At 35.6% G+C, this 19,093-nt stretch carries 9 protein-coding genes; 6 read left to right on the top strand and 3 right to left on the bottom strand.

The window, feature by feature from the left end; translation table 11 throughout:
• Positions 1-29: 29 nt before the first annotated feature.
• From GON26_RS06715 to GON26_RS06700, 4 genes are all read left to right on the top strand, one after another.
• The gene (locus tag GON26_RS06715; protein ID WP_202110842.1) at positions 30-1,382 is read left to right on the top strand and encodes a glycoside hydrolase family 88/105 protein; all 1,353 of its coding nucleotides are present in this window, start codon (positions 30-32) and stop codon (positions 1,380-1,382) included.
• Positions 1,379-2,713 carry a hypothetical protein gene (locus GON26_RS06710; RefSeq protein WP_160373972.1) on the top strand — a complete coding sequence of 445 codons (1,335 nt, stop codon included), beginning with the start codon at positions 1,379-1,381 and terminating at the stop codon, positions 2,711-2,713. The genes GON26_RS06715 and GON26_RS06710 overlap by 4 nt, the downstream gene beginning before the upstream one ends.
• A 212-nt stretch (positions 2,714-2,925) precedes the next feature.
• Positions 2,926-4,254: a rhamnogalacturonidase gene (locus tag GON26_RS06705; protein WP_160373971.1), complete on the top strand. Its 1,329-nt coding sequence runs from the start codon at positions 2,926-2,928 to the stop codon at positions 4,252-4,254.
• 106 nt (positions 4,255-4,360) lie between these two features.
• Positions 4,361-6,766, top strand: coding sequence for a glycosyl hydrolase 115 family protein (locus tag GON26_RS06700; RefSeq protein WP_160373970.1), 2,406 nt, complete (start codon positions 4,361-4,363; stop codon positions 6,764-6,766).
• 282 nt (positions 6,767-7,048) lie between these two features.
• Here the strand turns inward: GON26_RS06700 and GON26_RS06695 are convergent, their stop codons facing one another.
• From GON26_RS06695 to GON26_RS06685, 3 genes are all read right to left on the bottom strand, one after another.
• Positions 7,049-8,551 (bottom strand): rhamnogalacturonan acetylesterase, encoded by a 1,503-nt coding sequence (locus tag GON26_RS06695; protein WP_160373969.1) that lies wholly within the window; start codon positions 8,549-8,551, stop codon positions 7,049-7,051.
• Positions 8,552-8,668: 117 nt separating this feature from the next.
• Positions 8,669-11,524: a glycoside hydrolase family 2 protein gene (locus GON26_RS06690; RefSeq protein ID WP_160373968.1), complete on the bottom strand. Its 2,856-nt coding sequence runs from the start codon at positions 11,522-11,524 to the stop codon at positions 8,669-8,671.
• 21 nt (positions 11,525-11,545) lie between these two features.
• On the bottom strand, positions 11,546-12,889 hold the full coding sequence (locus GON26_RS06685; protein WP_160373967.1) for a rhamnogalacturonan acetylesterase: 1,344 nt from the start codon (positions 12,887-12,889) through the stop codon (positions 11,546-11,548).
• 222 nt (positions 12,890-13,111) lie between these two features.
• Between GON26_RS06685 and GON26_RS06680 the strand changes: the two genes are divergently transcribed.
• Positions 13,112-16,735: a DUF4450 domain-containing protein gene (locus GON26_RS06680; protein ID WP_160373966.1), complete on the top strand. Its 3,624-nt coding sequence runs from the start codon at positions 13,112-13,114 to the stop codon at positions 16,733-16,735.
• Between the two features lie 65 nt (positions 16,736-16,800).
• Positions 16,801-18,996: a hypothetical protein gene (locus GON26_RS06675; protein ID WP_160373965.1), complete on the top strand. Its 2,196-nt coding sequence runs from the start codon at positions 16,801-16,803 to the stop codon at positions 18,994-18,996.
• Positions 18,997-19,093: the final 97 nt, after the last annotated feature.

Genomic DNA, 19,093 nt, shown 5'->3' with positions numbered 1-19,093 from the left:
TACTAACTATTAAACCAAAATATATAACCATGAAATCTTGTAAAACCAAAATTATTACGCTATTTGCTTTTGGGGTAATGGCTTCGGCGAATGCCCAAAAAACAGATGCTACAGCACCTTTGCACTTGATGCAGCCCGATTATCCAACACCTTATGTGATTCCGCAACAGCAAGATATAAAAATGGTTTTGGATAGAGTTTATAATTTTTTGGATAAAAATACAGCTTCAAAAATTATCAATGCAACTACAAAAGCGGATATAAAAGATTTTAAAAAAAACACTGAAGATATTGTTTTTGAGCCGGGAGCTTTCCGCTTGACGAGTTACGAATGGGGCGTTACGTATGCCGGAATGCTTTTAGCATCTAAGGCTACTGGAGAAAAATATTTTGCAGATTATTCTAATAAAAGAATTCAGTTAATCGCTGATGTGGCAGAAAATATCAAAGAAAAAAACATCAAAGACAAAGACATGCTAAAATCGCTTCACCCAGAAGCATTAGATTTTGCAGGAGCTTTGTGTGCGGCTTTTATCAAAGCTAAAAAAGAGGGCTTAAAGGCAAATATTGATCCTTTAGTTAATAATTATATCAATTTTATCAGCAACGAACAGTTTCGATTAAAAGACGGAACATTAGCGAGAAACAGACCTCAGGACAACACACTTTGGTTAGACGATATGTTTATGAGCGTTCCTGCACTTGCACAAATGGGCGCTTATTCTGGAGAAACAAAATATTTTGATGATGCTGTAAAACAGGTACTTCAGTTTTCTGAAAGAATGTTTAATAAAGAAAGAGGAATTTACATGCACGGTTGGGTAGAATCTATGCAAGTTCATCCACAGTTTCATTGGGCCAGAGCCAATGGTTGGGCGGTAATGACAATGGTAGAATTATTAGAAGTTTTACCTAAAAATCATCCAGGTTATCCTAAAGTTTTGTCACAATTGCAAAAACATATCGCAGGTTTGGTACAATATCAGGACGGAACCGGTTTTTGGCATCAATTACTCGATAGGAACGATTCGTATCTGGAAACTTCGGCAACGGCGATTTATACCTATTCGATTGCAAGAGCTATTAATCGCGGTTACGTAGATAAAATGACCTATGGTCCGGCTGTTTTATTGGGTTGGAATGCTGTTGCGACAAAAGTAAATGACAAAGGTCAGGTAGAAGGAACTTGTGTAGGAACCGGAATGGGTTTTGATCCTGCATTTTACTATTATCGCCCGATAAATGTTTTTGCAGCTCACGGTTATGGACCAGTATTATTGGCTGGAGCCGAAGTGATTCTATTGCTGAAAGATACTCAGTTCCAAATAAATGATAGCGCAATTCAATTAAAAATAGAAGGAAAAAACAATCTGCAAAAATGATAGTAAGAAATATTGTAAGTGTATTCATTTTATGCTTTACTGCAAGTGCTTTTTGTCAGATAGGAACAAGATTTCCATCTGAAAAAAAAACTATAAAAGATCCTGTAACAGGGGTTGATTTAATTTTTTTAACGACCAGATCAGCAGGTGATTCTAAAACCTATCCAACACATCCGCAATGGACATCAGATGGAGAATGGCTGATTTTCAGAACCAAAAGAGCCAATGGCGAAGCAGTAGCGGTTAATGAAAAATCAGGCATAATGGTTCAGGTTACCGAAGGCGGTTATACCGGAACGTTGTGTATGGCTCAAAAATCTATGAAACTGTATTTTATGCGTAAAGCTGATGGCGATAAGATGCAGATCATGGAAGTAAATCTGGAAGCTGTTTTTAAAGACAGCCAGGCCAAAAAAATGAAACCGGTTTCGGCTTACGAAAGAATATGCGGTGTAACAACTCCTGTAATGGGTGCTTCCGGCGATATGGCTTTGGATGCTGATGAAGAAAAGGTTTATTTTAGAATTGGAAAAGAAGAAGCAGCAAGACATTTAGATCCGAATGTTAAAATCGAAAAAAGTTTTGGTGCTCGAAATATGGGAGCAGGACCAGGCGGTATTTCGAGTATGAATGTAAAAACTGGTGAAATAAAGCATGTGGTTTCGGTGCCTTTTCAGGTTGGTCATATCCAGTCGAATATCTGGAATCCGGGTGAGATTGTTTTTTGTTGGGAAACCGGAGGAAAATCTCCTCAGCGTACGTGGACAGTTATGGCTGATGGAAGCGGTCTTAGACCTTTGTATCCCGAATCGGATTTTGAATGGGTAACGCATGAAGCTGTAATTTCTAAAGACGAAGTTGCCATAGCGATTATGGGACATCGAAAAATTGATTTTGATAAAGAAAAGTCAGTTGCTGATAACAAAGAAGTTTCAGATACTAAAAATCCTGGTCAAGAAACCAATTGGGGAAATTCTGGAACGCGCGAGAAACCAACAGGTTTAGCAATTGTAAATCTTAGAACACGCGAAATGATTATTGCCGGACAAACCAAAAGCGGCAGCGGATTATGGCATGTTCATGGTTCTGCTGATGGAAGATGGGCAGTTGGAGATGATTTTTCGAGAAGTTTGTATTTAATTGACAGAAATACTAACGAAATGATGCTGCTGACCACAGGACATAAACAATCTGCAGCAGATCATATTCATCCAACTTTCAACAGAGAAGGAACCAAAATTCAAATTCAGTCAGCTATGCTTTCTGCCGATAATCGTACGATGAATATTTGTATTGTCAATGTGCCGAAAGAATGGCTGAAACGTAAATAAATGGATTTAGAAGAATAGCAGTATAGAGCAGGATAGATTAGGCAAAAGGAAAAATTATATTTGATTTTAATCTTAAGTTTAAATGATAAAAATGTTTTATTTTGATTTTTATCAGATAGGATTTTGTTTAACTTGAGAAAATGGTGTCAATTATTCAGGACATTGTTAAAAAAAATAAAACCGCATAAAATTTAAAAACCAAAAAAGATACAATGAAAAGATTATTGATATTTGCAATCTGCATTTTGGGAATTTCCCAGTCTGCATTTTCTCAAAATTATACAAACGATACATTTCCCGACGGAAGTACCATTACTCCTTGGTTTAAAGATTATACTAAACTTCAACTGAAAGATTTAGGGAAACAATATACTATTACCGATTTTGGAGTGGGAAAAGACAGTACCAAAATTCAGACCGTTGCCATTCAGAAAGTAATTGATAAAGCGGCTGCAAATGGTGGAGGCGTGATTGTTATTCCGAAAGGAGTTTACTTGAGTGGCGCTTTGTTTTTTAAACCCAAAACAAGTTTATACGTTGCTGAAGGAGGAACTTTAAAAGGCTCTGATGATATCGCCAATTATCCAATTATGCCTTCTAGAATGGAAGGTCAGAATCTGGATTATTTTCCAGCTTTGGTAAACGCTTATGGTGTTGATAATTTTTCTATTTCTGGAAAAGGCACCATAAACGGAAATGGTTATAAGTATTATGAAGCATTCTGGGCAAGACGTAAAATAAATCCGAAATGTACTAATCTAGAAGTTTCAAGACCTAGATTGGTTTTTGTTTGGAATTCGAATAACGTACAATTTCAGGATGTAAAATTGATTAATTCCGGGTTTTGGACGAATCATTTTTATAAATGTAATAATGTGAAACTATTGGATTTATACATTTTCTCTCCACATTTAGAAATAAAAGCACCAAGTACAGATGCTATCGATCTTGATATTTGTTCAAATGTTTTGGTTAAGGGCTGTTTTATGTCGGTAAATGATGATGCAATTGCGCTTAAAGGCGGGAAAGGACCATTTGCCGATACCGATAAAAACAACGGACCAAACTCTAATATCATCATCGAAGACTGCCGATTCGGATTCTGTCATTCAGCATTAACCAACGGAAGTGAAGCTATTCATAACCGAAATGTAATCATGCGTAATTGTCAAATCGATGGTGCAACAAGAATGCTTTGGTTAAAAATGCGCCCAGATACGCCACAAAATTATGAGTATATCCGGGTAGAAGATATAAAAGGGCAGGCAAAAAACTGTTTGGTTGTGTTGGCTTGGAAACAGTTTTTTGACTTAAAAGGCCGTCCTGATGTTCCGTTGTCTTATGGGAATCATGTGACTTTAAAAAATATCGAAATGAAATCGGATACGTTTTTTAATGTAGAAAAAGATCCCAATGTACGTTTGTCAAACTTTACTTTTGAAAACCTTAATATCCAGGCTACAAAAGCAGCTGTTGACAAAAGTATTGTAGATGGAATTACTTTTAAAAATGTTTATTTGAATAAAGTTCTTGTTGAGTAAAGGTTTGAAGTTTAAAGGTTCAGAGTTTTTTTGGTCAAGTTATAATCAATTAAGAATCTTAAAATTTTGAATATTAGAAATTTAATACCTTAGAATATCATTAAAAATGAATAAAATAGTACTGTTAATCTTCGCCATTACATCTATAAATTCTTATTCTCAGGATAAAAATCCAGTTGATTTTTCGATTGCCAATTCCAATCAACTGACTTCTTTTTATATTGCTGAAAATACAGACCCCTTAATTTTTTGGGCTGTAAATGAATTGGCTGATGATGTAAAAGGGTTGACAGGAAAACGACCTGAAATTATAAAAACGAATACATTTTCTAAAAAAGGAATTTATATTGGAGAAGTTTCAAATCCTTTATTTCAGTCTAAAAAGATAGAAAAAGGATTAGCCAATCAGTGGGAAAAATTTCAAATTAAAAAAGAAAAAGACAATCTTTTGGTTGTAGGAAGTGATGTTCGCGGAACAGTTTACGCCATTTTTGAAATAGCTGATCGTTTGGGTATTTCTCCCTGGAAATGGTGGGCAGACGTTCATCCGATACAAAGAGAAAATACAACAATTCATTTACCTGAAAACGGAATAATTTCATCGCCATCAGTGGCTTATCGCGGAATTTTTCTAAACGATGAAGATTGGGGATTGCAACCTTGGGCAGCCAAAACTTTTGAAAAAGAAACAGGCGATATTGGTCCAAAGACTTACGAAAAAATATTTCAGTTATTGTTACGATTAAAAGCCAATACGATTTGGCCAGCAATGCATCCTTCGACAAAAGGTTTTTTTACCATTTCTGGAAATAAAGAAATGGCGCAAAAATACCATATCGTTATCGGATCTTCACATGCAGAACCAATGCTTCGTAACAATGTCGATGAATGGAAACCAAAAATTCATGGCGAATACAATTATTTTACCAACAAAACCCAAGTCGATAAATACTGGCAAGATCGTTTGGATGAAGTAAATGCTTTTCAAAATGAAACCATTATGATACTTGGAATGCGAGGCGTTCACGACAGTAAAATGGAAGGTGCAAAAGATTTGAAAGAATCCATTGAAATGGTCGAAAACATCATTGACGTTCAACGAAATATGTTATCCAAAACGTTTCAGAAACCATTGAATGAGATTCCACAAGCCTTTGTTCCGTATAAAGAAGTTTTGGAAATGTACGATAATGACTTAAAAGTTCCAGAAGATGTAACGCTTGTCTGGCCGGATGATAATTATGGCTATATTCGACGTTTGAGTAATGAAGAAGAGCAAAAAAGGGCAGGAGGAAGCGGCGTTTATTACCATATCAGTTATTGGGGAAGACCTCATGATTATCTTTGGCTGAACACTACACAGCCAGGCTTAATTTGGTACGAAATGACAAAAGCCTACGAAAATGGTGCGAAAAAAATGTGGATTGTAAATGTGGGCGATATCAAACCCGCGGAATATGATATCGAATTATTTTTGGATATGGCTTGGGATATCAATAGTGTAAAATCGGATGGGCTTCATCAATATTTACAAAATTGGGCATCAAGAGAGTTTTCTTCAAAAGTAGCTTCTGAGGTTTCGACTGTTTTTGAAGAATATTATCGATTGGCATTTATAAGAAAACCCGAATATATGGGTTGGAGTCAAACCGAACCTACAACGCCAGTAAAACTTTCTGATTTTACCGATGAAGAGGCTTTAGAGCGTATAAAACGATATGATAATCTGATTCAGAAAATAGATCAATTAACTGCTGCTGTTCCTGAAGAAAGAAAAAATGCTTGGTTTCAGTTAGTGGTTTATCCAGTAAAAGGTGCAGCTTATATGAATCATAAATTTTTATATTGGAATTTAGCCGCCAAAACTTCAGATGTTAAACTTAAAGAAAAATATCAAAAGTTATCTTCAGAAGGTTTTGAGAAAATTAAAGAATTAACGGCTTTTTATAATGAAGAAATGAGCAATGGCAAATGGAATCACATGATGTCAATGCATCCGAGAAACTTGCCTGTTTTTGATTCGATAAAAGAAAATCCGATTGTCAAAGAAGAGGATTTAAAATCAACTTCGAAACCTGTTATTGCCATTCAGGGAAAAGATTTTATTGCAAAAAAAGAAAACAAAAACTATAAGTGGAAAAGCATTAACGGTTTGGGTTTCAGTAACAATGCAATTACGTTATTTCCGTTTGAACATAGTTATTTTAAAGCTGAAAAACCAAGTATTTCTTACGAATTTGAAATAAATAAAGCTGGAGATTATAGTATCGAAATTCACTTTCTTCCAACACATTCTAATAATTTTGATAATGAAATTGGAGTTGAAATCGATGGAAAGAAAACACAATCATTTTCTATAAATACCAAAGACAGAGACAAAAACTGGAAAGAAAATGTATTGCGTAATAGCGCCATTGTAAAATTACCAGTAAGCATAAAAGAAGGAAAACATAGTATTAAAATGGAGGTCAATCAAACCGGAATTGTTTTGGATTATCTAACGATAAAATAATTTTTCAGGTGAATACTATTTTAAAAATTAAGGTACAATTTACCATCATTTCTTACTATTAGTACCTATAGTCAAAAAAATATGAAGTAAAGCAACAGAAAACCTAATAGGATATTGATTATTATTGATGCCGCCGTATGGAATGATGTTGTTTATAATGGTTTAGAAAAAACCTCGTTTAGATTTTAAACGAGGTTTTTTAGATTTAGATAAATATAGGTCAAAAATAAGTTAGCAACTCACATCTCACAACTCACAACTCACAACTCAAAACTCAAAACTTTATTTAGGAATTTCAATATAGTCTTTAAGTTTGCAATCTTTGAGTTTTTTAATACTTTCTGCTACAGTGAACGCATTAAGAGTTGCGCCTTCTAAGCCTGTGTGCGTATGATCTTTTGGAAAAAAAGGTTTCACTTTTTCTTTGCCTAATGCTTCATATTTTAAGGCCACAATTTCATTTAAATCAATATAAAAAGCACCTTGATTTTCCGCAGCTGTTTTAGACCATTTTCCGTAGGAATCGCTTCTGCGTTCTACTTTATCATTTGGCCATTCGTTTCTTGGCGTTTGGCTTAAAACAATCGGAACAGCGCCTTTTTCTTTGGTTTCTTTGATGAATTTTTCCATATACCACCCAAAAGTATGAACGGTTTCGGTTAAACTATCACGAACGACCTGCTGTGTTTCATCACCATTTCCTTTTAAGGATCCTCTAAATTTTTCCTTATCAACTGCTCCGGCATCGTTATGACCAAACTGAATGATTACAAAATCGCCTGGTTTCAATTGATTTTTAACTTCATCCCACAAACCTTCTTTGGTATAAGTGCGGGTACTTCTTCCTCCTCTGGCTTTATTAATAATATTTACTCTTGTAGTGTCGCAATATTCTGGAAAAGGAACTCCCCAACCTACAGCCATATCATTTTTGTTGTCTGCCATAGTAGAATCACCAATCAAAAAAACATTTTTCTTGGCAGGAAGAACAATTTTTGGATTTTCTAAAATGTATTTTTTTAAAGAATTGTCACTATTTTTTAATTGATTGATAATCACAGAAGCGGATAAAACGGCTCCTTTTGCTGAAGTGTGAGTGTGATCGCGTTTGTAAAAATAGGTTCCGGTTACTTTTGCTTCACCCAATTTCTCCATTTCAATCGCCATTTTATCATTCAAATTGATGAAAGTTACTTTTTCTTTTTCAGCAATTTGCCTGGCCCATAATCCATAAGAAGTATCATTACGTGGTACTTTTCCATCTTTCCAGTCATTTCTCGGAATCGGTGAGCAAATTATCGGAATGGCTCCTTTTGATTTTGCTTCGCGAACTACTTTCTGAATGTACCAACCGTAAGTATGAACCGTTTCATGTTTTTTGGTAATTAGATTATCAATTTCCTGCGATTCTTTGCCAATTCCTTTAATAGTTCCTCTTGCTCTCAAAGTATCATTTAAAGGACCATTATCGTTATGGCCAAATTGAATCAAAACATAATCTCCTTTTTTAAGTTTATTCAAAACAGCAATCCATAAACCTTTGTCCTGAAAAGTTCTACTGCTCGTTCCGCCCAAAGCATGGTTTTCGATATTCACTTTTGTAGTATCCAAAAACTGTCCAATATAATCTCCCCAGCCCCAAAGTCCACCAGATCCGTCGCCTCTGCCATTTTTCACGGTTGAATCTCCCACGGTGTAAATAGTTGGTTTGGTTTGCGCTTTGGCAGAGAAATTGAAAAGTAATATTGCTAAAAATAATAAAGGAAGTGCTTTAATAGATTTCATATTTTGTATTGTGAAATGTGAAAAGTGAAATGTGAAATGTGAAACTGCTCAATCTTGTCATTTCTGACAAACTGTATGTTATAGACAAAGAACAAACCTGAAACCTGAAACAAAAACCTAGTTTCTAAAATCAAACCAAAGATTCATAGAAATCCCTTCATCACCACTTTTTATTCTAATGTTGGTTGGCTGACTTTCTGGACCTTGATGTTCCAATGGTTTAAAATCTCTCATTGCTGGAATTTCATACATAAACGAAATATCTCCTTCCGGAAAAGCGGGCTGAGGATTACTTCCTGGGAAACCATTTTTAGGCAAATCTGGCGTGAATAATCTCAAAAATAAATTATCATTTTCACTAAAAACTTTAAATGATGATGCGCCTGCTTTTAAGTTTGCTCCCAACAAGTTAGCATGATACCCTTTAAACTCAGGATACACCAGATTTTCAAAACTTTCGCCTGTTATTGTGGTGTTGTATTCTTTTTCCCAAATACCGTATGTCGTTCCTTTTAATCTGTTTTTCCAAACATGGTAAGGACCTTTTCCAAGCCATTTCATTCCGGTAACTCCTTTTTCGGGAAAACTAAACGTAATTCCCCACGAATTTATTTTATCTTCAAAAGCAGCACCATCAAAACCACCATTGTTTTGTGAATTTTTCAGCGCAATCAATTCCATTTTAAATCTTCCATCCGGTTCCATAATCCATTTGATAGAAGATAAACCGCCTGCATACAATACTTTGCAGATGGCTTTATCACCTTCTTGCGAAACCTGAACTTCTTTTAGTTTGGCTTTCATTCCAATCGGTCGGGGACCATTTGTTAACGGAATTGTGGATGTACTATTTTTAACAGAAGAAATTTCTCCTGTCAAAGCATCAAGAGTTACTGTTATATCGCTTCCTTTTAAAGTGATTTCATTACCATTTTTTGTTGCTGAAGCTTTTGTTTTTGTATTTTGAATAGCTAAGAATTTTTCAGCATAATATTTTGCTTTGTGAATTGGCCATGTCCAGGTATAAATTTCTTTATTGAACTGATCATAAGCTGAAATTGATAAAATATCACCTTCTGCAAAATTAGTAGGAACAGCAAATTGAATTTTTCTTGTTTCTCCCGGATCAATACTCGGAATCTCAATTTTTCCTGCACTTATTTCTTTTGAAGTTCCGTTAGAATAAAGTACATTTTTATCAGATTGCAATACTTTAAATTCCATTTTGCAGGAATTCAAATTACTGAACAAATAATCATTAGTTATTAAAAACGACCCGTCAAAAGTTGGATTAACTTGTTTTGGTAAAAACTGAATAGGTGCCCAGACTTCTTTTACGGTATAATAACTTCCTTCTTTTTCACGGTGTGGCCCTAAAATTCCATCGGCTGCCAATGAACCTTTTGAGTCAAATTTAGTATCTCCCGTCCAATCAGAACGGAATACGGCTTCGTCCAGCATCGCCCACATAAATCCTCCTGCAAAAAGCGGACTTTGTTTGTAACGTGTCCAGAAATCTTCCAGAGCGGCTCCGTGTCCGTTATCGTAAGTTCCGTGCATAAATTCGGTTGGAAAAAATACATTTTCACCATTGTTAAAACGATGCATTCCGGTTAAATAAGTCGGGTAATGATGCGTATCCCAGCCATTAAAATCGGACCAGGGATGAATGACAATTCTTTTTTGTGGGTCATTATCTTCAAAAACTTTGTCAACATTATAGTTCCAGCCCCCTTCGTTACCATTATCCCATATAATTACTGAGGGATGATTGACGTCACGAACAACCATTTCGGTTACTAATTTGTTTCCGGTTTCGGTATCATAAGAGTTTTGCCAGCCTGCTAATTCGTTCAGAACAAAAAGCCCTAATGAATCACAAACATCAAGAAAGTGCTCGTCAGGAGGATAATGTCCACGAACGGCATTCATGTTCATGTCTTTCAATAATTTCACATCCAAATCACTAATTCTCTTGCTGGTGCTTCGTCCGCCTTCCGGCCAGAAGGAGTGACGGTTGATTCCTTTCATGATAATTTTAGTACCATTTACATAAATTCCGTCTTGTTTTTTGAATTCTAAAGTTCTGAAACCAATTCGTTTGTCGTATTTATGAATGATGTTTCCGTTTTGCTTTAAAACAAGCTCCAGATCATATAGATTTGGACTTTCCGGATTCCATGGTTTGATGTTTTTCCACTGAGCTGCAATCGATTCTTTTGTGCTTTTTGCTTTAATAGGGAAAGTAAACGTTTGAAGATTTTCGCCGTTTAAAGTTTTAAGCGTAGCTTCTAAAGTGGTGTTTTTAGCAATATTTTTAAGATTCAGATCAACAGTAATCGAACCGTCCATTTTTGGATTTACGGCAATATGCTGGATATTGGTTTTTGGAGAAACTTCCAGCCAAACCGGGCGATAAATGCCGCCAAATAACCACCAGTCGGCTTTTCTTTCGGCTGCATTTACTGATTTATTAGCAGAATGTTTCCAGACATGAACTTCTAAAATATTTTTTGATCCAAATTTTAATAGCGAAGAAATATCGTATTTGAATTCATAAAAACCTCCCTGATGAATCGCTCCGGCCAGTTTTCCGTTGATTTTTACTTCGGTATCGGTCATAGCTCCTCCAAACGCAATCAGAATTTCTTTGTCTTTATAATCAGCAGGAACTTCAAATTCGTATTTGTATAAACCTTCTTCTTTGCTAGGTTCTTTTTGGTTTAATTCTTTATACCATCTTCCATAGGTATATTCTCCAAAACCTTCTAATTCCCATTGGGACGGAACGTTTATTTTAGACCATTTTTGACTGTTATTGCCTCCTGTACAATAAAAATCCCATTGTACAGGATGTTCAAAATCTTTTCCGGAAAGGTAAACTTTATCCGTTTGCTGTGCTTGACTATTTTGAAAGGAGAATAAGGCAATGGCAGCAATAGCTAAGTTTTGGAGGGTGTTTTTTAGTAACATAAAAGCTTGTTTCTATAATGGCTAGTTGCCATCTGGTTTAGTAATTTCAAAACGATCACTCATAGGAAGTGTCCAGCTCGAAAAGTAATTAGGTTTCTTTGGATTATAATTTGGAACTTCTTTTTGAATTTGTTTTTTTAAAGGAATATCCAATTCACGAATTCCCTTAACAACACAAAGCGCAATTTCGTTGGCCCCAAAACTATTAAAATGAGTATTATCTTCCAAAGCTTTTACTTGTCCTGGAAAAGTATTCGCAGGATATTGCACAAAAGCTTTTCTGGAAGGTTCATCGCCCCAGGCTTCATATAATTCGGTTGTCATTTTGGTAACATCAATCAGTGCTACAGCATTTTTTTGTGCCACAGCACGCATTGCAGCCGGAAAATCACCGTGCGTTTCCTTCAAAGTTCCATTTTCATTAAAAAAGCGACGTTGTGTAGGCGTCACCAAAACCGGAATTGCTCCTTTGTCTTTGGCAGCTTGTACAAATTCAGCCAATAAAGTAGAGTAGGAACCCCATGCTCCGTTTCCTTCGCCTTTTATTTTTTCGTCATTGTGTGCAAATTCCACAAACAGGTAATCTCCTTTTTTAATAAGTGAAAGTATCTTTTTTAAACGATTTCCACCTCTAAAAGAACTCAGTGCTGAACCGGAAACCGCATAATTGGCTACAACCACGCTATCATCCAAATAGTTTGTGATAAATTGTCCCCAAGAAGCCCAGGGCTCTACATCCTGATCGGTAACAGTTGAATCTCCCGCTAAATAAACGACTGTCAAATTATCTTTTGGAGTAATTTTTATACTTTGAATATGAACATCGCCTAAAAATTCTAATGTGAGTTTGTCATCCCAGTTAAAAATATCTTTTTCACGGTCTTTAAGTGAAACATTTTGGTTGTCATCAATTTTTGGAGTTCTCACATTGACATTGAAAACTTTCGTAACAGTTTTTCCTTTATGAATGACAAGCTGATCCAGCATTAACCTTCTTGATTCTGCTTTTATAGTAACATTTGATTTTTTTTCAGAATTTCCCATAACAACTTCAATTTGATAATTTCCTTCGGGAAGTTTTACTGAAAAATAGGCGGGTTTTAATGACGAAAAAGTGTTTGAATTAATTTTTACATTGGAAGCCGAATTAATATCAAACCCGTATCCAGTAGCCTCATTGTAAATTAAAGCAGTATTGATAAGAATTCCTTTTTTGTTTTTTGATTGAGTTCCAAAATTAAACAGCTGACTTTTAGTATTCTCAGAAGGAGTTGGCTTGGTTGAAGTATTAGTATTTAGAGCAAATAAATTAATTTGCGTAGTAAAACAAAAAATAATCAATAAGGAAGTTTTAATTTTTATCAAGGTTTTTCTATTTTAATTATTATAAATTCAAAATTAACGGTTACTCTTTTATATAGTATCCTGTACTATGATGTTAAAAAATTAAAAGAATATAAATTATGATATTGTAAAAATCAGGTAGGTGCAGGATGCTATAATGTAAAAAAACAAAGAAATTGCGTTTAAATTATCAACGTAAATAAGTATTGATTCATTATACTTACTTTTTGATTACCTAAATTTATGAAAACCAAAAGCAATTTCTTTCAAACTCTCATCGGCTTATTATTTTTATTTCCTGTACTAATCATGGCACAGGAAAAGCAAACGATACGTAAAATACATTATGCTCCTGAGGGTAATAGTTTTGTTTTAAAAAACGGCACCCGAAAATTCAATAGGGCACTTTACGGCTCTAATACAGGTTTTAGGGTTGAAACGGGGGATTTACCTGAGTTTGCGATGTATATGCCTGGAATGGGCGGGAACTTTAAGTTAGGTTTGTCAAATGGTAAAGACAGCAAATGGATAACCGAGGCTTCAAAAATTGACACAAAATATGTATTGGGAACCATGTATTATGAAATCGAAGATGCTATTTTAGGAAGCGGAAAATTGATTATTGAAGTTGTCGCCCTCAAAGAAAAAGAAGGTTTTATTCTAAAAGTTTCAGGAGATAAAATTCCTAAAAATAGTAATGTTATCTGGGCTTTTGGTGGTGCAACAGGAAAAAAGTTTAGTCGGGACGGAGATATTGGCGCAGACCCGGAATCGGTGTTTTATTTGCAGCCGGAGTATTGTTTAAACAACAAATACACTTTTAAAAAGCAATCTTTTTTATTGGAATATGGCTCAGAAAGCAATAAGCAGAAAACCGGTAATAATAAAAGCCTTGTGGGGTATTTTCCCGCTTCGGATGCAAAATTAGCCGATCCGACGCAGCAAAAAACACCATTAGAATTGTACAGTTCTAATCCGGAAAATTTGACACTCATTACAGGAAAAAATACCGTTTCAAAAAATGAATTGTATTGGCTGTTCGCAACTGAAAATTTAAAAGAAGCTGTTTCGCAAAAAGGAATAGCACAATTATATGATAAATCAGTTCAGGAAACGCATGTTTTAGCCAACAGAGTTAAGGTAACAACTCCTGATCCTTATATTAATACTTTGGGTTCAGCACTTTCCATCGCTGCTGACGGAATTTGGGAAAGTCCAGCTTATCTTCATGGAGCAATCGCCTGGAGAATGCATCTGAATGCTTGGCGCGGCGCATATACAGCAGATCCTTTGGGATGGCATGATCGTGCGAAAACGCATTTTACCAGTTATAGCAATTCGCAGGTTACCACTCCTGAGAACGGTCCTGTTGTTTTGGATACCATTCGAAATTTCGCCCGTCAGAAGGAAGTTTTAGGAACCTCCATGTTTAGCAGTGGTTACATAAGCCGTAAACCAGACAATAATACAATTGCCCATCATTATGATATGAATCTGGTTTTTTTCGATCAGATGTTGCGCCATTTTAAATGGACGGGAGATACTTCGTTTATGAACGAAATGTGGCCGACAATTCAAAGACATTTAGATTGGGAAAAAAGAAATTTCGATCCAGATAACGACGGACTTTATGATGCTTATGCCTCAATCTGGGCGAGTGATGCGTTGCAATACAGTGGAGGCGGCGTGATTCATTCCTCAGCATATAATTATTATGCCAATAAAATAATGGCAGAAACCGCTAAAAAAATCAATAAAGACGAACTTCCTTTTGCTAAAGAAGCAGATAAAATACTAAAGGCTTCAAAAAATCAGCTTTGGATACCGAATAAAGGGATTTTTGCCGAATATAAAGATGCCCTTGGAAACAGATTATTACACGATGTTCCGGGAATCTGGAGTATTTATCACACCATCGATTCTGAATTGTCGAATCCTTTTGAAAGTTATCAGATGCTTTCTTACGTTAACAATCAGATTCCGCATATCCCAATTTCGGCTGAAGGATTAGATAAAAAAGATTTGTACATGATCAGTACGACCAATTGGCAGCCATATACCTGGTCGATTAATAATGTGGCATTGGCAGAACAACTTCATACATCATTGGCTTTCTGGCAAGGCGGACAAACTGAAAAAGCCTACACCATGTGGGAAAGTGCTTTGATAGAAAGTATGTATTTAGGAGCCTCTCCAGGCGGTTTTGAACAGCTAATGTATCAGGATGCTATTCGCGGAGAGTTATATCGTGACTTTGCAGACCCAATCGGAATGGCTTCAAGAACATTGGTAGAAGGCCTTTTTGGAATTAAGCCTGATGCTTTGGCGGGAGTGCTAACGATTCAGCCGGGTTTTCCATCAAAATGGAATAGTGCTTCGTTAGATATTCCGGATGTAGTATTTGATTTTAGAAGAAAAAATAAAACCGATTCTTATCATATTGAAAATCGTTTTGCACCAAAATTTAACCTGAGATTGATTGTAAATGTACCTTTTGAAAGCGTTGAAAGTATCACAGTTAACGGAAAATCTGTTGTATGGAAAAATATTCCGGAAAGTATCGGAACTCCAAATATTGCAATTGAAGTACCTTATGCTGCTGTTTTTGATGTAAAAATTAACTGGCAGGGAGACGTTTTAGAAGAAGTACAGTCAAGTTTGCCTTCCACAGCCGGAGAATCCCTTGCCATCACAACATCGAAGGCAGAAATAGTTTCGATTTATGATCCGCAAGCTATTCTGAGTGAAATTTTAAAAACAAATAAATTATATCAGGCAATTGTTTACGGCAATAATTTCAAAACCTTTTTTGTTCAGTTGAAACAAGGTGATTTATTGTGGTGGAAACCTATCGAATTGGATTTAAAACCTAAAATAGAATCCCAAATTCTGGAGTCAAAAAATAATACTGTAGAAATTTCCCTAAAGAATAATTCGGAAAACAAAATTGAAGGAAATGTAGTTTTTGATGCTTCCGCAAAAGAGGATCAGAAAATTGTTTTAGATGCCAATCAAAAAGAAACTGTTAGCATTCCGTTTCATAAATTAGTTCCGGGAACCAATACTTTTTCTATTCATACAAATTCAAATTCCATAAAAGAAATCAATTTTACGAACTGGGACATTCCGTTTAATAGTTCAACAAAAACAGAAACCGTTTCGCTTTCTTCTTTTTTTAATTCTAAAGTGACTGATGTTTTCAATCAAAAATACTTATCTCCAAGACCCAAAACGGTGACTTTACAGCTTCCGACAAACGGAATAGGAAATTGGTGTTACCCGAATGTATCGGTAAATATTAACGATTCAGGATTACGAGAAAAGGTTAAATCAACCGGAGAGATTATGACTCCGTATGGTTTTTCGTTTAAAACACCTTCTGATGAAAATCAGAAAAACATCATTTTTACATCGCAGTGGGATAATTTTCCAAAAAGCGTTAGTATTCCTTTAAACGGAAAAGCTTCACACATTTATTTTATGGTAGCCGGAACTACAAATCCAATGCAAAGCCGTATCGTAAATGGTGAAATCGAGGTAAATTATACAGACGGAACATCGGAAATTTTACAATTGAAAAACCCTGAAAACTGGTGGCCAATCGAGCAGGATTATTTTGTAGATGGATTGGCTTTCACCACAGATGCACCAAAACCACCAAGAGTATATTTAAAATCGGGAGAAATTTCGAGAGATTTTAAGGATTTTAAAAGTATAAAAGGTTTCTCAAATTTTGGTATTGATGGAGGAGCAGGAACAATCTTGGATCTGCCTTTGGATAAAAATAAAATATTAAAAAGTATGACGCTAAAAACAATTGCCAATGATGTGGTGATTGGTTTGATGAGTGTGACTTTGATACGATAAAAAACAATATCAATTACAATATCAATTACAATTTCAAAAAATAAAAAATATCAATAATTTACAATATGAAAAAAATACTCTCTGTGTCCTTTTTTATGTTATCGCTTTCTCTTTTTTCACAACAAAAAATAGACAGAAAAGCATTGGTTTCAAGACATAATGTTCAAATTACCGCCATAGATACTTTAGCTTCCTTAACAGTCGGAAATGGTGCTTTTGCCTATACAGTTGATGTAACAGGACTGCAGACTTTTCCCGAAGAATATCAAAGAGGAATTCCATTAGGAACTCAGGCAGAATGGGGTTGGGACAGTTATAAAAATACCGAAAAGTATAAGTTTTCTGAGACTTTAAAAGAGGTAGATCAGTATGGTCGTAAGATTTCGTATTCAACCCAAATTAAAGAACCTGCAAGAAAAAAAGAAGCAGTCGAATGGTTTCGTCAGAACCCGCATTTATTGCAGTTGGGAAATATAGGTTTTGAAATCACCAAAAAAGATGGCAGTCTGGTAAAGCCTGAAGATATTAAAGCGATTAATCAAAAGCTGAATTTATGGACAGGAAAAATTGAGAGCTATTTTGAGGTCGAAGGCACTCCTGTGAAAGTGATAACGGCTTGCGATCAGACAAAAGATGTTTTAGGCTTTAAAGTAGAATCGGATTTAATTCAACAAGGACGTTTGAAAATTCGTGTCCGAATCCCTTTTCCAACCGGATTATGGGGTGATATGGGAACAAAATGGGAAGAAAAACAGGATGTAACTATTTCAGAGGTTGCTATTGCAGGGACTGATATGGGGAAAAAATGGGGAGGAAAACAAGATTATAAAAGCAATCTGAAAATCAAAAATAAATCAGAAGCCACCATTACACACATAATGGACAGTATTTCGTATGATATTAATTTGAAATGGAAAGGAACTGCATCGATTATAGAAAAAGCAAAACATTATTTTGTTGTAGAACCTTCAAAAAGCAATACAATCGAATTGAGTTGTGCATTCGTTCAAACAGATAAAAACAAAGCTGTAATTCCTTCTTTTGAAGCGATTGAAAAAAGCAGTATAGCGGGTTGGGAATCGTTTTGGAAAAGCGGCGCAGCAGTTGATTTTTCAGGAAGTACAGACAAACGTGCAAATGAATTGGAACGTCGTGTGATTCTTTCGCAATATTTAACGAAAGTACAATGTACCGGAAAAGTTCCGCCACAGGAAACAGGTTTGACATACAACAGCTGGTTCGGGAAACCGCACTTAGAAATGCATTGGTGGCATGGAGTTCATTTTGCACTTTGGGACAGACCAGAATTACTGGAAAATAGTCTTCCTTGGTATCAGAAAGTTTTTGAAAAAGCAAAAAATATAGCCAAAAGACAAGGTTTTGAAGGTGCAAGATGGCAAAAAATGACAGATCCAGATGGTAACGAAAGTCCGTCATCTGTGGGAGCATTCCTGATTTGGCAACAACCGCATTTTATTACTTACGCCGATTTGATTTATCAGGCCAAACCAACAACAGCTACTTTAAATTTATATAGCGAACGCGTTTTTGAAACGGCTAATTTTATGGCTTCGTTTGCTAATTATGACACCAAAACTGATCGTTATGTTTTAGGTCCGTGGGTAATTCCGGCACAAGAACGATTCAAAGCAATAGAAACTTTTAATCCAACTTATGAATTGGCGTATTGGAATTGGGCTTTGAAGACAGCAATCAGCTGGAAGAAAAAATTAAACCAGGAAGTACCAAAAAAATGGGAAGAGGTATTGGCTAAATTATCGCCGTTGCCAATTGCAAATGGTGTTTACTTGGCAACAGAAAGTGCAACGGATTCGTACACCAATCCAGAATTTAAGACAGATCATCCATCGGTTTTAGGAACTTTCGGAATGCTTCCTGAAACATCACTTTTGGATAAAAAAATCATGAAAAACACTTTTAATCTGGTTTGGGATACCTGGTCATGGGATAAAACATGGGGTTGGGATTTTCCGATGACAGCGATGTCGGCAGCTCGTTTGCAAATGCCAGAAAAAGCCATTGATGCTTTGTTTATGAATGTGACAACCAATACGTACCTAAAAAACGGCCACAATTATCAATCAGGAAGGCTCACGTTGTATCTTCCTGGAAACGGAGGACTGTTAACGGCTGTAGCCATGATGTGTGCTGGTTGGGAAGGTAATACGATTGAAAATCCCGGTTTCCCTAAAGATGGTACCTGGAAGGTGAGAAGCGAAGGTTTTAAAAAGATGTTTTAGTTAAAAGTTGCTAAGGTTCTGAGACTCTAAGATGCTAAGTTTTAGTTTTAGACCCAGTTTGTCATTTCGATTTCTATGACAAAACAAAATCTTTTTT

It is taken from the genome of Flavobacterium hydrocarbonoxydans (assembly GCF_009789235.1).
GTDB classification, from domain to species: Bacteria; Bacteroidota; Bacteroidia; order Flavobacteriales; family Flavobacteriaceae; genus Flavobacterium; species Flavobacterium hydrocarbonoxydans.
Note: the sequence above shows the minus strand (reverse complement) of the source record. Positions and strands in the feature narration are given on the sequence as shown.